The sequence below is a fragment of the Couchioplanes caeruleus genome (assembly GCF_003751945.1).
Taxonomy (GTDB): Bacteria; Actinomycetota; Actinomycetes; order Mycobacteriales; family Micromonosporaceae; genus Actinoplanes; species Actinoplanes caeruleus.
The window spans coordinates 5,079,140-5,094,500 of the sequence record NZ_RJKL01000001.1 but is presented as its reverse complement, the minus strand read 5'-3'; the positions used below and the strand labels follow the sequence as shown (position 1 = coordinate 5,094,500).

The following is a 15,361-nucleotide window of genomic DNA, read 5'->3' as shown; positions in this document are numbered from 1 at the left end:
TGGTCCTCCTCGAGCGGGAGAAGCTGATGAACAGGCTCAACGCGACGAAGGACTTCTGGCTGGCGGCGCTACGCGCCGACGGCCCGGCGCTCCAGGACGCGGTCGCCGAGACCGGCCCCGATGCCGCCGTGCCCGCGTGCCCGGGCTGGACGGTCGCGGATCTCACCGAGCACCTCACCGTGCTCCTGCGCTGGGTGCGCGAGTCGGTGCCCCGCGGTGTGGTCGACAGGCCCGCCGACCGGGTGACCCCCGAGCCCCGCCCCGCATGGCCCGACGCGCTGGACGGGCTCCGCCGGGAGATGACCGGCACCATTGAGACGCTCGACGCGCTCGACCCGGACCTCCCGGCCTGGACGTGGCCGGCGCAGGCCAAGAAGGCCGGCTTCTGGCACCGGCGGATGGCCCACGAGATCTCGGTGCACCGCTGGGACGCCGAGACGGCCGCCGGCCGGCCCACCCCGATCGAGACGAAGCTCGCAGCCGACGGCGTCAACGAGGTGCTCGACACCTGGCTGCCCGCCGGCCGCCGCCAGGGCCCGACCGACCTGCACGGCGTCGTGCATCTCGTGGCCACGGACGCGAGCTACGAGTGGTTCGTCCGCCTGCGCGGCGCGGGGCTCGCCCTGCTCGACACCGGCACGATCCTGGACTCCGACGATCACCATCCGCGGGCCGAGGCCCGGGGCAACGCCAGCGACCTGCTCCTGACGCTCATGGGCCGCTCGGCACCGGACCTGCTGACCATCACCGGCGACCCCCGCCTGTTCAGCGCCCTCCGAGCGGGTTGATCCCGCGGCCGTAGGCTGTACCGGTCAGGTATGCAACGGCCGCGGTCCGGCAGGCGGCGGCCGGCAGGCAGGGAGCGGTGAGACGCATGACGGCAACCGTCGAGGTGGAACCGGGCGGCGAACCACTGGCGCCGGGGGGCGCGTTCCCGGAGGGCTTCGTCTGGGGCGCGGCGACGGCGTCGTACCAGATCGAGGGCGCGGTGCGCGAGGACGGCCGGGGCCTGTCCATCTGGGACACCTTCAGCCGTACGCCGGGACGGGTGCACGCTGGACACACCGGCGACGTGGCCTGCGACCACTACCACCGCTACGTCGAGGACGTGGCGCTCATGGCGGAGCTCGGGCTCACCTCGTACCGCTACTCCATCGCGTGGCCGCGCGTGCAGCCCGATGGCACCGGCCCGGTCAACACCCGCGGCCTGGACTTCTACGACCGCCTCACCGACGAGCTGATCGGCAAGGGCATCGACCCCGTCGTCACCCTGTACCACTGGGACCTGCCGCAGACACTGCAGGACCGTGGCGGCTGGACCGTACGGGAGACCGCCGAGGCCTTCGCCGAGTACGCCGCCATCGTCCACGCCCGCCTCGGCGACCGCGTCGGCACCTGGACCACGCTGAACGAGCCGTGGTGCTCGGCCTACCTGGGCCACGCGAGCGGCCGGCACGCACCCGGCATCCAGGACCCGGCCGCGGCCTTCCGGGCCGTGCATCACCTCCTGCTCGGGCACGGACTCGCCGCCCGGGCCCTGCGCTCGGCCGGCGCCCGGAGCGTGAGCATCACCCTGAACCCGGCGGCGGTCTTCCCGCTCGACCCGGAGAACGCGGCCGATGCGGAGGCCGCCCGGATCGTCGACGGGCTGCACAACCGGATCTTCCTCGACCCGCTGCTGCGCGGCGCGTACCCCGATGACATGCGCGAGCACATGACCCGCTTCACCGACTTGAGCCACATCCGCGACGGGGACGAGACGATCATCAACGTCCCGATCGACGTGCTCGGCGTCAACTTCTACACGCCGGTGTACGTGTCGGCGCGGCCCGGCGAGCCCGCCGCGCCGGACAACCCGGGCACCGAGGGCATCGCCTTCCGCGCGCCGGTCGGCCCGATCACCGACATCGGATGGCAGATCGAGCCCGCCGCCCTCACCAAGCTGCTCGACCGCCTCCACGCCGACTACGGCGTGCCGCTGCTGATCACCGAGAACGGCGCCGCGTACCCGGACGGCCCGTCGGCCGACGGCGAGGTCCACGACGCCGACCGCATCGACTATCTCGACGGACACCTGCGCGCCTGCCTGGATGCCATTTCCCACGGCGTTGACCTTCGGGGATACTTCGCCTGGTCGCTGATGGACAATTTCGAATGGTCCGAGGGCTACCGGATGCGCTTCGGTCTCGTGCACGTGGACTACACCACGCAGCGGCGGGTGCCGAAGGACAGCGCGAAGTGGTACCGGGAGGTGATCCGGCGCAACGGTCTCGACGACCGGGCGCGGATCGGGGAGTGAGCCGATGGTGACGCGGGAGCGGCCGACCCTCGAAGCGGTGGCCAGACGGGCCGGCGTTTCGCGCGCGACGGTCTCCCGCGTGGTGAACGGCTCGACGACGGTCGCGGTCGCGATCCGCGACGCGGTGCACCAGGCCGTCGAGGAGCTCGGGTACGTCCCCAACCAGGCGGCCCGGAGCCTGGTGACCCAGCGGACGGAGTCGATCGCGCTGATCCTGCCGGAGACGGCCAGCCGGGTGTTCTCCGACGACCTGTTCTTCCCGGCGGTGATCCGCGGCGTGAGCATGGAGCTCGAGGCCGCCGACAAGCAGCTCGTGCTGATGATGGCGGGGTCGACGGCGGGCCACGGCCGCGTCGAGCGCTATGCGATGGCGGGCCATGTCGACGGCGTCATGTTCGCCTCCATGCACGGCACGGACCCGCTGCCGGGCACGCTCGCCCGGCTCGGCATCCCGGTGGTGTGCAGCGGCCGGCCGATGCACCCGGCGCCGGTGCCGGTCCCGTACGTGGACGTGGACCACATCGGCGGGGTGGCCGCCGCCGTGCGCCACCTGCTCACCCACGGCCGGCGCCGGATCGCCACCATCGCCGGCCCGCAGGACATGGTCGCGGGAATAGACCGGCTGACCGGATACCGTACGGCGCTGGCCGAGGCGGGCCTGAGCGAGCACGTGGCGGTGGGCGACTTCACCCGCGAGTCGGGCATCCAGGCGATGCGCCGCCTGCTCGCCGGCGACCCGGCCCTCGACGCGGTCTTCGTGGCATCGGACATGATGGCGCACGGCGCGCTGCAGGCACTGAAGGAGGCCGGCCGGCGCATCCCCGCGGACGTGGCGGTGATCGGCTTCGACGACGTCGAGATCAGCCGGCTCAGCGATCCGCCGCTGACGACCGTACGCCAGCCGATCGTCGACATGGGCCGCACGATGGCCCGTCAGATGCTCGGGCTGGTCGACGGCCGCGCCGACGTGCCGACCGCCGTGGTCCTCCCCACGGAACTCGTCGTGCGCGCCTCGGCCTGACCCTTAGAACTCGGCCGCAACCCGCCGCGCCGTCTCGGCGGTCTCGGCGCTGAACAGCACCAGCCGGATGGTTCGCACCCCCGCCGGTTGCGCCGTCCGCAGGACGGTCAGCGCCTGGCGCACCGCGTCCTCCACCGGCCACCGGTAGACCCCGGCCGAGATCAGCGGGAACGCCACCGACGCGGCGCCCAGCTCGTCCGCGACCCGCAGCGAGTTCTGATAGCAGGCCCGCAGCAGCGCCGACCGGTCCTCGGCGTAGTCGAAGACCGGCCCCACCGTGTGCACCACCCACCGGGCGGACAGCCGGCCCGCCGTTGTCGCCACCGCCTGCCCGGTCGGCAGTCCGCCGCCGTAGTGGCCGGCACGCAGCGCCCGGGTCGCGGCGAGGATCTCCGGGCCGCCCTTGCGGTGGATCGCGCCGTCGACGCCGCCTCCGCCGAGCAACGACGAGTTCGCCGCGTTGACGATCGCGTCGACCTCCTGGGCGGTGATGTCGCCCTCGACGAGTTCGACGTCCATCACAGAGGCTTCGTGGTGATCGTGTCGGCCGGAAGGCCGAGCACCTTGCGGGACAGCAGCGTCCCGCCCGCCACGGCCGCCGGCATGAGCAGAACTGCGCCCAGCGGAATCAGGAAGCAGACGAAGACGGCGACGCCGAAGCCGAGCGCGAGCGGACGCCGGGTGCGCAGCGCGGCCCTGCGGTCGCGCAGGCGTTTGTCCCGCCGCTGGAACGGCACGCCGGTGAGCTCGACGGCGAGCAGCCAGCCGGCGACCGCGCCACCGACCACGGGCACCACGGTCTGACCCACCACCGGGAGGAAGCCCGCCGCGAGCAGCGGGATGCCGACCAGGATGGAGAGGCCGATCAGCCGCAGCGAATCCCGCAGGCTGCGGCCGAGCGAGGTCCACAGTGGCACCTCGACCTCGTCCGGGACGCCGCCGTAGCGGTTCTCGACGAGGCTGGAGATCTTCTCGTAGAACGGGTCCCCGATCAGCAGCGTCACCGCGGTGAAGGTGAGCACGCCGAGCAGGCCGCCGACGCCCAGCAGGGCCACGCCGGCGAAAAGCCGGATCAGATCGCGCCAGAGCCGGGACCAGTCGTCGGCGAACCAGGTCACCGCCGCGGACAGGTCCCCGATGAAGGCGACGAGGGTGATCAGGGCGGCGCCGTACAGCAGGCCGGCGATCACGGCCGGCACCAGCCCCAGCCCCAGCAGTCTCGGGCTTTTCAGCACCAGGCCCAGGCCGCGGCCCAGCAGGGCGGCGCCGGTGAGGAACTCACGCAGGGCACCGCCGGTCGCGCTCGCACCGCGGGCGGCGGTGGAGCGCAGCGAAGGGTTGCTCACAGTCGGCCAGCTTAGGACCTCTCGGCCAGCCACCTCCGCCGGAAGGACTCGGTGCTCGGCTCGGGGCTGGGCGAGGCGCTCGTCGCGACGGGGCTCGACGGCGGCTGGAAGATCGAGGTGGGCGTCGGCACGGGCGGCAGCGTCAGCGTCGGCACCGGGGATCCGGACGACGACGGTACGGCGGAGCTCGCCGCGACGCCCGGTGGCGCACTCGGCGCGACCGACTGCACGACGGACACCGGCTCCGGCGCGCGCGGCACCCACGTCGTGCCCGACCCGGACGCCGGGGTGGTGGCCTTCACCGGTGCGGTGCCGAAGCCGCCCGCCCCGCCGGGTGCGTTCGCGGACGGCGGGGCAGCGTCCGGCGTACCGAGGGTCCAGCCGACGGCGACCGAGAACGGCAGACCGAGCGCGACGATGCCGAAAAAGACAGATCTGGGGGATAGCCGCACGCCATGAACACCGGTCGAAGGGCCGGAAAGGTTACGGCGTGAGACCTGTCATCCCGAACTGACCGCAAGTTCGCTTGATCACGATCGCCCCAAACCGGTACGGTCCACCGGCTCGCCTCCATTGCGGGCACCTTCCTGGGGAGAGAGATGACCACCGGACGACCGCGCATCCTCGCCGCACTGCTGACCCTCGCCCTTGGCGCCGGCACGGTCGCCGGTGCCGGCATGCCGGGCTCTGCGGCCCGGGCGGAGGGCGCCATCTCGGGCACCTACCGCCTCGACAGCACGAGCATCTGGGCCGGGCAGCAGGTCACGCTCACCCAGGCCGCCCTCGAGGACGGCACCCCGGAGACGGCGCCGCGGATCACGGTCGACTGGGGCGACTCCACCTCCTCGGACCTCGAGGGCGCCAAGGCCACCCACAGCTACGCGGCGGCCGGCAGCTACACCGTCAGGGTGACGCTGACCGACGACGGCGCCACGACGCCGGGCACGCTTCTCAATGCCACCTCGGTCGTGACCGTCGCCGCCGCGGGCGGCACGTTCAAGTTCAACCCGGCGTGGAACTGGACCTGGCCGGGCGGCGGCCACGAGGCCACCCTCCAGCTCTCGGGCGTGCCCGCCGAGACCACCCGGCTCTGGGTGAACTGGGGCGACGGCAACACCAGCCTGGTCCAGCGCACGCGGACGTCGGTCAAGCACCATTACGCGTTCGGGACGTACACCGCCAGCGTCACCCTGGAGAACGCGCAGGGCCGCGTCACCAAGCCGGCCGGCACCTACTCGCTGCGCGCGGACACGGCCAAGCCCAGCTCCAGCCTGAAGGTGCCGATCAGCCCGACGAAGGCCTCCTCCTGGAAGACCGTCCAGGGCACCGCCAAGGACGCCCAGACCGGCATGGACGCGGTCGGCGTCCAGCTCTGGAAGTGGAAGGGTGCGAAGGAGTACTACTACCACTTCTCGAGGTCCGAGTGGATCAGGTACACCGAGGGCGCCACGAGGATCCCGGCGGCCGCCATCAAATGGGTACCGGTGAGCTCGGCCGGCGTGTGGAAGGTCAAGGTCGCCGGCCTGTCCAAGGGCTACTACCTCGAGGTCGACTACACGGCCCTGGACCGGGCCGGGAACGCCAACGGCCCCAAGTACCGGGTGCAGAGGCTCACCAGGTAGCGGGTCACTCCTCGTTCAGAAACTCGGAGATCCGCTCCCGCAGCTCGCGGCGGTGGGTCCACAGCACCGCCGGGCTGTCGTACACGTGCAGCCGCGCCCCGGGCAGGAGGTCGGCCAGGCGTTGCGCCCAGGCCGCCGGGTGCAGCGCGTCGCCGACGCAGCCGATCACCAGCGCCCTTCCCTCCCACGCCCGCAGCAGCCCCTCGTCGGCGACCGCGGGCTCCCGCCACACCGTCTCGAGCTCCGGGGCCAACCCGTCGCGGAGCAACTGCTCGACGCGCTGGCGCAGGTAGCTCCAGCCTGCCGGGGTGTCCCGTACGGCTCGGGGGAGCTCCGGCTCGACGGCCTCCGCCACCGCGGCGGCCTCCCCCGACTCCACCGCGGCGAGCAGGCGTGCGAGCCGCTCCTCGGCCGCCCGGGGACGCACGCCGTCCAGCGGCGCGGGCAGGTAGAAGACGGCCCGCTCGAACCGGCCGGGATCGGCGGCGAGCAGCCGGCACAGCGCGGCGGCACCCATGCTGACTCCGAGCGCCCGGCTCGCCCCGGCCTGATCGGCGACGGCGCGCAGGTCGTCGGCGAGGTCGGCGAAGCTCCACGGCCCGGGCGGTGCGCCGGAACGGCCGTGGCCGCGGAAGTGGAAGAAGACCTTGCGGCCGGTCACCCCGCCGCCCAGCGGGCGGGTGCCGGTCAGGTCGCCGGCGATGCCATGGGCGAACACGGTGACCGGGTCGCCGACGCCGGTGACGAGCTGCTCCAGGCGTACGCCGTGCGGGGTGTCGACGAGCTCGGTGCGCGGGGCGGGCAGCGTGGGCCGGCCGGTGCGCGGCGCGGTCGGACCCGGCCCCGGGGTCCGCGGGCCGCCTTGGGGAGGGGGCGGCCGGCGGAGTCTCACCAGAAGCCCTTGCCGTCCGACAGGTCGCGCAGGCCGGGCCGGACGTCGAGCAGATAGATCAGGGCGGCCGCGACCCCGATGAGGCTGAACAGGCCGGTAGCGCCCCGGTATCCGCCCAGCAGGGTGAGCACGATGCACACGGCGAGGATGGCCAGCCACGCGCCCTTGGGCAGGGTGCCGATCGCCTGGAAGCCGTCACCGCGCTGGGTGACGCAATGGATGAGCGCGACGGCCTGCACCACGAGCGAGAAGATCATGACCACGAAGGCGATCAGGAACTCGACGTCGTCGTAGAAAATCGGGGGCGCGCTGTAAACCATGATTGCCAGTCTATGCCGCAGGCCCCGGCTTTCACCGGGGCCTGCGGATCATTCGGATGTCGTGGTGCGCGTCAGTTGCCGGCCGGACGGGCGGCGGCCCGCTTGCGGGGCTTCGGCGCGGGAGCGGAGGCGGCGTCGGCGGCCTCGGCGGCCTCGACGGCCTTCGGCTCCTCGGTGGTCTCGATGTCGGCGTTGACCACCTCGGCGGCCTCCACGACACCGGTGCCGACGACCCGCTCGCCGCGCGCGACGAGCGAGGTGTAGACGGCGACGGCCCGCTCCTGCGCGAGCTGGGCGAAGTGCACCGCGCTCGCCGTGGCGGTGCTGCGGAGCTTGTCGAAGTCGGTGGTGGCGGCCTTGTCCTTCAAGGACGTGGCGGTGCTGCCGGCGGTGTCGTTCGCCACCTTCAGCGAGGCGACGGCGCGGTCGCTGAGCTCGCTGACCACGGCGGGGAGCTTGCGCAGCTCCTGCCAGGCGAGGTCACCGGCGCCGGCGGCGGCGTAGAGCGGCGCGGGAATGCGGGTCTTGGTCTGCTCGGTCATGTCCTACTCCTCGGGCTGAGTGGTCGGGGTCTTCGCGGTCTCCGGAGCAGGTGCCCGGCCGCCCTCGGCGACGGCGATGTCGCGCACGACGGCCTGGAGCGCCTCGTCCTCGTCGGGGACCTCCGCCTCGCCCTGCTCCGGCGTCGGGTCGCCGGCCGCGTCGGCCGCGGGGGCGTGGCGGGCGTTCTCGTTGCGGAACGTCTCGTAGATCTGCGACAGCGACTGCTTCTGCGCGATCGTCAGATCGGGATCGACCGCGATGGCGGCCAGCACTCCCTGCTGGCCCTCACCGTCAAGCAGGCCGGCGCGCAGGTACATCGCGGGCGTCGACACCCGCAGCGCGCTGGCCAGTTGCTGCAGCACCTCGGCGCTGGGCTTGCGCAGGCCCCGCTCGATCTGGCTCAGGTACGGGTTGCTCACGCCCGCCTTGTCGGCGAGCTGCCGGAGCGAGATCTTCGCGGTCTGCCGCAGGTCTCGGATGAACGAGCCGATGTCCTGGGGCAGATCCTTGGGTGTGGCCACGCCTACGAAGGTAGCCCGAGGTGCTAACTGTTGCAAGCAAAACGCTTGCAAGAGTTAGCGTGAACCGGGTCACCAGGCCGCGCGCACCTCGCCGACCCGGACGCCGCCACCCAGCAGCGGCACGGTGGCCAGCTCGTCCAGGACGGGAGCATCGACGCCGAGCCGGCGCAGCGCCGAGACCAGCACCGGCGTCCGCGCCCGCATCCCGCCGTCGGCGATCTTGATGGCCACCGCGCCGGCACCCGGCACCGCCACGGCCACGACCCCCTCGGCGCCACCCTTGGCCAGCAGGCCGGGCACGCCGCGCATCAACAGCGTGTCGTCCTGACCGGTCCCGGCCACCAGCTCCGGATGCGCCCGGATGGCGTCGGCCACCGCGCGCTCGGGCCCGTCCGGCGCCGCGGCCAGCCGGTGGAAACCCCGGGCCAGCGCGGTCAGGGAGAAACCGAAGACCGGCGCGCCGCAGCCGTCGATGCCGGTCGCGGCGATCGGCTCGCCGGCCAGGTCCGTCACGGCCTCGGCCAGGACGCCCTGCAGCGGGTGCTTGGCGTCCCGGTAGTCGTCCAGCGGCCAGCCGTTGACCACGCAGGTGGCCAGCATGCCGGCGTGCTTGCCGGAGCAGTTCATGTAGACCCGCTTCCCGGCACCGCCCGCGACGATCACGGCATGCCGGGCACTCTCGGCGAGCGGCAGGTCCTCCGGGCAGAGCAGGGCGTCCTCGGTGAGGCCGGCCGTACGCAGGATCGAGCGGACCCGGTCGACGTGGAACGGCTCGCCGGAATGGCTGCCGCTGATCAGCGCGAGGTCCGCGGGGTCGTCGGTGCGCAGCCCCGCCCGCAGCATGCCCACGGTCTGCATCGGCTTGTTCGAGGAACGGGGGAACATCGGGCCCGTCACGTCGCCCGCCGAGGAGACCACCGCACCGGAGGCGTCGAGCACTACCACCGAACCGTGATGGATGCCCTCCACGAAGCCCGAACGCACGACCTCCGCGAGGATCATCGAGCCGGTACGCCGAGCAGCGCGCGCGCCTCCGCGGTGCTCAGCGGCGGGCGCTGGGCGAGCTGGGCGAACCCGACCGCCCGCGCGACGAGCTGCATGTTCGACTCGACCGCCTGGCCCCTGGCGTACGTGATGGTGTCCTCCATGCCGACCCGCAGGTGACCGCCGGCCGACAGCGACGCGAGCATGACCGCGATCGTGCTGCGCCCGATGCCGGTGGCGGAGAACGTCGTGCCCTCGGGCAGGTCCCGGATCGCGCGGTGGCAGGCGACCAGCGCCTCCGCGGTGCCCGGCATGCCGCCCGGCACGCCCATCACGAGGTCCACGTGCACATGCCCGCCGAACGGCAGGCCGTGCTTGTCGAGCAGGCGCTGCAGGCTGGTGAGTTGGCCCAGGTCGAAGATCTCGTACTCGGGGACGATGCCCCGCTCCTGCATCCGGGTGTGCAGGTCGACGATGAACCCCGCGCGGTTCATGAAGACGCCGTCGCCGAAGTTGACCGTGCCCATCGTGCAGGAGGCCATCTCCGGGCGCGCGTCGAGCACGGCCAGCCGGTCCGACTCGGGATCGGTGACGGCCCCGCCCGAGGAGAGCTGGATGATCAGGTCGGTGGACTGCCGCAGCGCGGCCACGGTGTCCCGAAGCCGGCCCTGGTCGAGGGTCGGCTCGGCCGCGTCGTCCCGGATGTGGACGTGGATGATCGCCGCGCCCAGCGCCTCGCACTCCTTGGCGGTCGCCACAAGCTCATCGATCGTCACAGGCAGCGCTGGTACGTCCGCCTTGCTGCTCTCCGCGCCGGTGGGCGCGACAGTGATCAAAGTCCCGGTCATAACCGAGATCCTGCCATGCGGAATCGCTCACGGAGCAGCGACGGCCATCCGCGACCAGGTCGATCAGCCGGCGTCGATGGCCGCGGCCGACTCGCCTACGGTGAGCCGCGCGTCGTCGGCGACGTTGCGCTTCACCACCGCGAGCGCGATCATGCCGAGCTCGTGGTGGCGGACCGCCGTGCCGACGAAGCCGACCTGGCGTCCGTCGAGCGTGACCGGCGTGCCCTGCACCGGCGGCTGGTCGGTCGCCACCCCGTCGAGGTGCACCAGCACGAGCCGGCGTGGCGGACGCCCGAGGTGATGCACCCGCGCGACCGTCTCCTGTCCGCGATAACACCCCTTGTCGAGGTGGACGGCTGGCCCCACGAACCCTGCCTCGGCCGGAATCGTCCGATGGTCGGTCTCCCAGCCGAGCCGCGGGATCCGACGCGCGACCCGCACCGCCTCATAGGCCCACAATCCCGCCTTGGGTACGCCGGCCAGCCGCGCCACCACGGCATCGAGGCCCGTCCGGGGCACGAGCAGATCGACGCCGAGCGGCACCCGCCGGGCCAGCCCGCCCTCGAAGAGCCGTACGTCATAGAGCGCGGTGGGCTCGGGCGGCACGGATCCCGCGGCGAACTTGGGCCCCGGCACTTCCCGGACCCGCGGCTCGGCCAGGTCGGCGCCGAGCATCCGGGCGGCCGTCGCGGCGGCCTCCGGCCCCACCAGGGACAGCACGGCCATCTCCGCGGTGGCGTCCCGGGGCTCGACGCGCGTGAAGAAGCGCATCATCTCCAGATATCTCAGCAGGCCCGCGCCGGCGCCCGGCTCGGTGTCCAGCCAGGCCGTCGTGCCGTCCTCGGCGACGAGGGCGTGGTGCTCGACGTGGCCGTGCGGGGAGAGCACGAGCATTTCGGTGCCCTGCCCCGCTCGCAGGCCGCTGAGGTGCTGGGTTGTCAGCGTGTGCAGCCAGCCCGCTCGTTCCTCGCCGGGCACGGCGATCACGTCGCGGTGGGAACGGTCGACGAGGCCGACGGCGGTCTCCAGAGTGCGCTGCTCACGCATCGGGTCGCCGTAGTGCGCCGCGACACCGGCGTCGGCCGACTCCGGCTCGAGCTCCTCGATGAGGACGGTGGTCATACCCGCTCCTGCCGGTAGCCGAAGATGAGGACGGTGGTCATAGCCGCTCCTGCCGATAGCCGGCGATGCGGACCGTGGTCATGCGCGCTCCTTGCAGTCTCCGCAGACTCCGAAGAGCGACACGTGGCCCACGTCGACCCGGAAGTTCCGCTCGTCGCGCAGCCGTACGGTGACCGGTTCCATGATCGCGGGGTCGACCTCGCCGACCGAGCCGCAGGTCCGGCAGACGAGGTGCACGTGCTGGTCCTCACCCGCCCGGTGATAGGTCGGCGAGCCGTGCGAAAGGTGGGTGTGGTTGACCAGGCCGAGCTCTTCGAGCAGCTCGAGAGTGCGGTAGACGGTCGTGATGTTGACCCCGGCGGCACGCTCGCGCACCGCCTGGTGGATCTGCTCGGGCGTGGCGTGGCCGAGTTCGTGGACCGCCTCCAGGATGAGCTGGCGCTGCGGGGTCAGTCGCAGGCCGCGTTCCCGGAGCATCTCGGCGAGGGAGGGGGCGGACACGCTACGAGCATAGTTCCCGTGGCGATACCCTCCGCGACGTGAGCATGCCTCTGATGATTCCAGGCTCGGGCGAACTGACCCACACGGATCGCGGCCTCCTCTACGGCGAGGGAGTCTTCGAGACGGTGCACGTACGGCCTGCGGGCCCCTGGCTGCTCGACGCGCACCTCGCCCGCCTGGCCCGCTCCGCGGCGGCCCTGGGCATCGACGTGCCGAGCGGCCTCGCCGAGCTGGTGAGCGGGATCACCCACACCGACGGCGCCCTCCGGCTGGTGGTGACCCCGTCGACCTCGTTCGCCACCGTCGACGCGGTGCCGGAGACGATCCGCGCCGAGCGCCGCGACGGCATCCGCCTGATCACCCACGATGTGGGTCTCACCCGCCGGCCGCCCTGGTCCCTGGCGGGCGCCAAGACGCTGTCCTACGCGGAGAACCTGGCGGCGAAGCGCTGGGCGGTCGCCCAGGGTGCGGACGACCTGCTCTGGCTCGACAGCCACGGCCAGGCCCTGGAGGGGCCGACGGCGAGCCTGGTCTGGCTCGACGGCGACACGCTGTGCACGGTCGCGCCGGACCGGACCGGCATCCTGCCCGGCACCACGGCGGCGCATCTGCTCGCGCGCTCGGCCGAGGTGGGTCTGCGGGCCGAGGAACGGATGATCACCGCCGCCGAGCTGCCCGGCGTCGACGCCATCTGGCTGGCCAGCTCGCTGCGGGGACTCGCCGAGGCGCGAACCCTCGACGGGCAGGAACGCGCGGCGTCGCCGTGGACGCCGCGCCTGCTCGATCTGCTCGGCTTCAGCCCTTCGTGAGAAGCGGCGTTCAGCCGCTCTTCTGAAGAAGCGCCGTTCAGCCGCTCTCCTTGAGGGAGCGCCGTTCAGCCGCTCTCCTTGAGGGAGCGCCGTTCAGCCGCCGACCCGGATCAGCCGGGCCGAGAGGTGGGGCTTGAGCTTCTCGCCGTTCGCCGACATCTCGTGGGCGTAGAGCAGCGCGCCCTCGACGATGCCGAAGAGCCGGTGTCCTCCGGTGACCGCGAGACCCGAGGCGGTGTGCCCGACGCCGGCGGTGGCCATCTCCAGCCGGGTGCCGGTCGCCTCGCCCTCGTAGATCTCGATCACGCCGTGCTGCGTGGTCAGCGTGGCTTCCATCTCGTCCGTGGGGCGGCCGTCCGCGTTGAGCACCGGACGCCAGAAGCCGACCTCGCGATCGGCCTGCCCGATCGGCTCGGAGGCGTCGTCCAGCAGCCAGATGCGCGACTCGTACGCCAGGAAGGGCCGCCCGTCGTGGCTGATCCTGATCTCCTGGGCGAAGTTGTAGTCCTCCGGCTGGGGGAACCCGCCCTGTCCCCGGCCCCGCCACAGCCCGACGAACGGCAGCAGGCCGAGCAGCGCGGGGTGCAGATCCGGCCCCTGCCGCAGGTCGTGGGTGTCCTCGTAGGGGTACTCCGCGACCGGCGGGGCGTTCAACCAGGGCGGCGGGCCCAGCGGGTTCTCGGTCTCACTGCTCACCAGCGTCCCCTTGCAATGCGCATCGCCAGATAGCCCAAACCGCCGGCCAGCCCGCCCAAACCGGCGACCAGCAGGCTCACGTACCCGATCTCCGTAACCATGACGGAGTCATCCTATGCTGACCGGCATGGCCCGCCTTCTCGTCGTCAAGACCACCGCCGGCGCCGACGCCCCGGAACGCTGCTCCCAGGCGTTCACCGTGGCAAGCACGGCGGCGTCCGCCGGCGTGCCGGTGTCCTTCTGGCTCACCGGCGAGTCGGCGTGGTTCGCCCTGCCCGGCCGGGCGGAGCAGTTCGAGCTCCCGCACGCCGCTCCCCTGCCCGATCTGCTCGGCCTGCTGCTCGAGGCCGGCACGGTCACGCTGTGCACCCAGTGCGCGGCCCGCCGGAGCATCGGGCCGGACGCCGTGCTTCCCGGCATCCGCATCGCGGGTGCCGCGGTCTTCGTCGAGGAGATCATGGGCGAGGGCGCCCAGGCGGTCGTCTACTAGCGAAGGCCCTAGCGGCACGCGGTGGTGGCGCTGACGCGGGTCTCGCCGTCGCCGGTGGTGACGAGGACCGAGACCTCTCCGGCCCGGTACGCCCATTCGTCCGGCTCGGCCTGCACCACGAGCCCGCCGCCCACGACATCGCGCAGGGCCCGGCCCAGGTCGCCCGGCAGCGCCGGGCCGGTGGCCGACACCGTTGCCGCCGTCTTTCCGTTCGGGCAGGCCACTTCGACGGTCGTGGCGGGGCCGGTCGCTCCGACGGCCTTCGTCGCGGCCGAGAAGGCGGGCGGCGTGGTCGTGGCGGGGCGGGATGCGGGCGCGGAGTCCACGCCGGAGGCGGTGGGGCGGCAGCCGGTCGAGATCCACAGGGAGAAGACCGGAGCGGAGTTCGTGGCCGTGGCCTCCACCCCGACGAACTCGCCGGCGTCGGCGCGCAGCACGTGCCGCGTGTCGCCGGCGAGGTGCCGGACCGCCGGTGCGTACTCCTTCGGCAGCGCCTCGGCGATCGCGTCGAGCGCGCCGGGCGCCTGATCCGCCCGGACCCGGACGGTGATCTCCTGGCTGGCCTCGACCCCGGCTCGCACCGGGGTCAGCGCGCACTCGGGGTCGAACCGCAGCGGTCCGATCTCGACGGCCCGGTCCGGGCCGTCGGCCGCCGCGACGACCGCCCCGGTGGCCTGCCGCAGCACGGGCAGGGCGGCGGCGATGTCCCGCTGTTCGGCGACCGTCGGCGGATCGTGGCGCACCGACCAGAGTGCGGCGCCGGTGAGGCCGACGGCCCAGACCGCGACGAGCGCGACCAGCCACCACCGCGTCCTCCGGGGCTGCGCGACGGGAGGCGAAGGACGGGCGGGCTCGGTCACGGAAGCCATGCTCGCACGCCCTCACCCGCGCAAAAGCGAGACCCGGCCTTCGCACGCGCACAGGCGAGACCCGGCCCGCAGGCGCAAACGCGGGACCCGGCCCCCGCACGCGGAAAGGGCGGGACCCCGGGGTCCCGCCCTTCAGCAACAGAGCGTGGGTCAGGCGGCGACGCTGAGGCCGACCTCGTTCACCCCGCGGGTGGCGTCCACGGCGAGGTCGCCGTTGCCCGCGCGGGAGAGAGCACGCAGCGTCCACGAGCCCGGGGCCGCGAAGAAGCGGAAGACGCCACCCGGGGACGTCACCACCTCCGCGGTGAACTCGCCGGTGGAGTCGAGCAGGCGGACGTACGCACCGCCCACCGCCGCGCCCTCGGCGTCGGTGAGGACGCCCGTGATGACCGTTTCCTTCTCGAGGTCCACGCCGGCGGGGAGGGGTGCCGACTGGTCGGGTGCGGCGCAGCCGTCCGCGATGTTCGAGGTGGTCATG

21 protein-coding genes are annotated in these 15,361 nt (G+C 72.9%); 7 read left to right on the top strand and 14 right to left on the bottom strand.

Going from position 1 to position 15,361, the window contains the following annotated elements:
* Window positions 1–26: 26 nt before the first annotated feature.
* The 3 genes from EDD30_RS22670 to EDD30_RS22660 all read left to right on the top strand — a co-directional run bounded on the left by EDD30_RS22670 (window position 27) and on the right by EDD30_RS22660 (window position 3,320).
* Window positions 27–788 carry a maleylpyruvate isomerase family mycothiol-dependent enzyme gene (locus EDD30_RS22670; protein WP_071809638.1) on the top strand — a complete coding sequence of 254 codons (762 nt, stop codon included), beginning with the start codon at window positions 27–29 and terminating at the stop codon, window positions 786–788.
* A gap of 86 nt (window positions 789–874) precedes the next feature.
* Complete coding sequence (locus EDD30_RS22665) at window positions 875–2,299, top strand: GH1 family beta-glucosidase (protein WP_071809575.1); 1,425 nt, start codon at window positions 875–877, stop codon at window positions 2,297–2,299.
* Window positions 2,300–2,303: 4 nt separating this feature from the next.
* Complete coding sequence (locus EDD30_RS22660; RefSeq protein WP_071809576.1) at window positions 2,304–3,320, top strand: LacI family DNA-binding transcriptional regulator; 1,017 nt, start codon at window positions 2,304–2,306, stop codon at window positions 3,318–3,320.
* Window positions 3,321–3,323: 3 nt separating this feature from the next.
* On the opposite strand, the gene EDD30_RS22655 is transcribed toward EDD30_RS22660, so the two are convergent.
* Together EDD30_RS22655 and EDD30_RS22650 are read right to left on the bottom strand one after the other, a co-directional pair.
* The gene (locus EDD30_RS22655) at window positions 3,324–3,839 is read right to left on the bottom strand and encodes an O-acetyl-ADP-ribose deacetylase (RefSeq protein ID WP_071809577.1); all 516 of its coding nucleotides are present in this window, start codon (window positions 3,837–3,839) and stop codon (window positions 3,324–3,326) included.
* Window positions 3,839–4,666 carry an EI24 domain-containing protein gene (locus tag EDD30_RS22650; protein WP_244945363.1) on the bottom strand — a complete coding sequence of 276 codons (828 nt, stop codon included), beginning with the start codon at window positions 4,664–4,666 and terminating at the stop codon, window positions 3,839–3,841. The genes EDD30_RS22655 and EDD30_RS22650 overlap by 1 nt, the downstream gene beginning before the upstream one ends.
* A 51-nt stretch (window positions 4,667–4,717) precedes the next feature.
* Between EDD30_RS22650 and EDD30_RS22645 the strand changes: the two genes are divergently transcribed.
* Window positions 4,718–5,125, top strand: coding sequence for a hypothetical protein (locus EDD30_RS22645; protein WP_071809578.1), 408 nt, complete (start codon window positions 4,718–4,720; stop codon window positions 5,123–5,125).
* Between the two features lie 140 nt (window positions 5,126–5,265).
* Window positions 5,266–6,288, top strand: a complete 1,023-nt coding sequence (locus EDD30_RS22640) for a PKD domain-containing protein (protein WP_071809579.1) — start codon at window positions 5,266–5,268, stop codon at window positions 6,286–6,288.
* A 4-nt stretch (window positions 6,289–6,292) separates the two neighbouring features.
* Here the strand turns inward: EDD30_RS22640 and EDD30_RS22635 are convergent, their stop codons facing one another.
* The 8 genes from EDD30_RS22635 to EDD30_RS22600 form a co-directional block, all read right to left on the bottom strand.
* Window positions 6,293–7,180 (bottom strand): alpha/beta fold hydrolase, encoded by an 888-nt coding sequence (locus EDD30_RS22635; RefSeq protein WP_071809580.1) that lies wholly within the window; start codon window positions 7,178–7,180, stop codon window positions 6,293–6,295.
* Window positions 7,177–7,500, bottom strand: a complete 324-nt coding sequence (locus EDD30_RS22630) for a DUF2516 family protein (protein WP_071809581.1) — start codon at window positions 7,498–7,500, stop codon at window positions 7,177–7,179. The genes EDD30_RS22635 and EDD30_RS22630 overlap by 4 nt, the downstream gene beginning before the upstream one ends.
* Window positions 7,501–7,571: 71 nt before the next feature.
* Window positions 7,572–8,042: a hypothetical protein gene (locus EDD30_RS22625; RefSeq protein WP_071809582.1), complete on the bottom strand. Its 471-nt coding sequence runs from the start codon at window positions 8,040–8,042 to the stop codon at window positions 7,572–7,574.
* Between the two features lie 3 nt (window positions 8,043–8,045).
* On the bottom strand, window positions 8,046–8,564 hold the full coding sequence (locus tag EDD30_RS22620; protein WP_071809583.1) for a helix-turn-helix domain-containing protein: 519 nt from the start codon (window positions 8,562–8,564) through the stop codon (window positions 8,046–8,048).
* A 69-nt stretch (window positions 8,565–8,633) separates the two neighbouring features.
* The gene (locus EDD30_RS22615) at window positions 8,634–9,566 is read right to left on the bottom strand and encodes an asparaginase (protein WP_071809584.1); all 933 of its coding nucleotides are present in this window, start codon (window positions 9,564–9,566) and stop codon (window positions 8,634–8,636) included.
* Complete coding sequence (locus tag EDD30_RS22610; RefSeq protein WP_071809585.1) at window positions 9,563–10,396, bottom strand: beta-keto acid cleavage family enzyme; 834 nt, start codon at window positions 10,394–10,396, stop codon at window positions 9,563–9,565. The genes EDD30_RS22615 and EDD30_RS22610 overlap by 4 nt, the downstream gene beginning before the upstream one ends.
* Window positions 10,397–10,459: 63 nt before the next feature.
* Window positions 10,460–11,518, bottom strand: coding sequence for a CAF17-like 4Fe-4S cluster assembly/insertion protein YgfZ (gene ygfZ, locus EDD30_RS22605; RefSeq protein WP_071809586.1), 1,059 nt, complete (start codon window positions 11,516–11,518; stop codon window positions 10,460–10,462).
* Window positions 11,519–11,596: 78 nt separating this feature from the next.
* The gene (locus EDD30_RS22600; protein WP_123678850.1) at window positions 11,597–11,995 is read right to left on the bottom strand and encodes a Fur family transcriptional regulator; all 399 of its coding nucleotides are present in this window, start codon (window positions 11,993–11,995) and stop codon (window positions 11,597–11,599) included.
* A 68-nt stretch (window positions 11,996–12,063) separates the two neighbouring features.
* Here EDD30_RS22600 and EDD30_RS22595 point away from each other — a divergent pair, with 68 nt between their 5' ends.
* Window positions 12,064–12,828, top strand: coding sequence for an aminotransferase class IV (locus tag EDD30_RS22595; protein ID WP_244945635.1), 765 nt, complete (start codon window positions 12,064–12,066; stop codon window positions 12,826–12,828).
* A 93-nt stretch (window positions 12,829–12,921) separates the two neighbouring features.
* Here EDD30_RS22595 and EDD30_RS22590 read toward each other — a convergent pair whose 3' ends face one another.
* The gene (locus tag EDD30_RS22590; RefSeq protein WP_071809588.1) at window positions 12,922–13,524 is read right to left on the bottom strand and encodes a heme-binding beta-barrel domain-containing protein; all 603 of its coding nucleotides are present in this window, start codon (window positions 13,522–13,524) and stop codon (window positions 12,922–12,924) included.
* Window positions 13,521–13,625: a small membrane protein MtfM gene (gene mtfM / locus EDD30_RS41510; RefSeq protein WP_267909931.1), complete on the bottom strand. Its 105-nt coding sequence runs from the start codon at window positions 13,623–13,625 to the stop codon at window positions 13,521–13,523. Before mtfM ends, EDD30_RS22590 begins: the two co-directional genes overlap by 4 nt.
* A gap of 14 nt (window positions 13,626–13,639) precedes the next feature.
* Between mtfM and EDD30_RS22585 the strand changes: the two genes are divergently transcribed.
* Window positions 13,640–14,014, top strand: a complete 375-nt coding sequence (locus EDD30_RS22585; RefSeq protein ID WP_071809589.1) for a DsrE family protein — start codon at window positions 13,640–13,642, stop codon at window positions 14,012–14,014.
* Window positions 14,015–14,022: 8 nt separating this feature from the next.
* On the opposite strand, the gene EDD30_RS22580 is transcribed toward EDD30_RS22585, so the two are convergent.
* Window positions 14,023–14,874: a hypothetical protein gene (locus EDD30_RS22580; protein ID WP_143163046.1), complete on the bottom strand. Its 852-nt coding sequence runs from the start codon at window positions 14,872–14,874 to the stop codon at window positions 14,023–14,025.
* 159 nt (window positions 14,875–15,033) lie between these two features.
* On the bottom strand, window positions 15,034–15,360 hold the full coding sequence (locus EDD30_RS22575) for a DUF1416 domain-containing protein (protein ID WP_071809591.1): 327 nt from the start codon (window positions 15,358–15,360) through the stop codon (window positions 15,034–15,036).
* Between the last annotated feature and the right edge of the window lies 1 nt (window position 15,361).

Coding starts and splice junctions, on each gene's coding strand:
- EDD30_RS22655 (WP_071809577.1), bottom strand. CDS start 3,839: ATGGACGTCGAACTCGTCGAGGGCGACATCACCGCCCAGGAGGTCGAC.
- EDD30_RS22600 (WP_123678850.1), bottom strand. CDS start 11,995: ATGCTCCGGGAACGCGGCCTGCGACTGACCCCGCAGCGCCAGCTCATC.
- EDD30_RS22630 (WP_071809581.1), bottom strand. CDS start 7,500: ATGGTTTACAGCGCGCCCCCGATTTTCTACGACGACGTCGAGTTCCTG.
- ygfZ (WP_071809586.1), bottom strand. CDS start 11,518: ATGACCACCGTCCTCATCGAGGAGCTCGAGCCGGAGTCGGCCGACGCC.
- EDD30_RS22665 (WP_071809575.1), top strand. CDS start 875: ATGACGGCAACCGTCGAGGTGGAACCGGGCGGCGAACCACTGGCGCCG.
- EDD30_RS22575 (WP_071809591.1), bottom strand. CDS start 15,360: ATGACCACCTCGAACATCGCGGACGGCTGCGCCGCACCCGACCAGTCG.
- EDD30_RS22625 (WP_071809582.1), bottom strand. CDS start 8,042: ATGACCGAGCAGACCAAGACCCGCATTCCCGCGCCGCTCTACGCCGCC.
- EDD30_RS22595 (WP_244945635.1), top strand. CDS start 12,064: ATGCCTCTGATGATTCCAGGCTCGGGCGAACTGACCCACACGGATCGC.
- EDD30_RS22610 (WP_071809585.1), bottom strand. CDS start 10,396: ATGACCGGGACTTTGATCACTGTCGCGCCCACCGGCGCGGAGAGCAGC.
- EDD30_RS22640 (WP_071809579.1), top strand. CDS start 5,266: ATGACCACCGGACGACCGCGCATCCTCGCCGCACTGCTGACCCTCGCC.
- EDD30_RS22660 (WP_071809576.1), top strand. CDS start 2,304: ATGGTGACGCGGGAGCGGCCGACCCTCGAAGCGGTGGCCAGACGGGCC.
- EDD30_RS22670 (WP_071809638.1), top strand. CDS start 27: ATGAACAGGCTCAACGCGACGAAGGACTTCTGGCTGGCGGCGCTACGC.
- EDD30_RS22585 (WP_071809589.1), top strand. CDS start 13,640: ATGCTGACCGGCATGGCCCGCCTTCTCGTCGTCAAGACCACCGCCGGC.
- EDD30_RS22615 (WP_071809584.1), bottom strand. CDS start 9,566: ATGATCCTCGCGGAGGTCGTGCGTTCGGGCTTCGTGGAGGGCATCCAT.
- mtfM (WP_267909931.1), bottom strand. CDS start 13,625: ATGGTTACGGAGATCGGGTACGTGAGCCTGCTGGTCGCCGGTTTGGGC.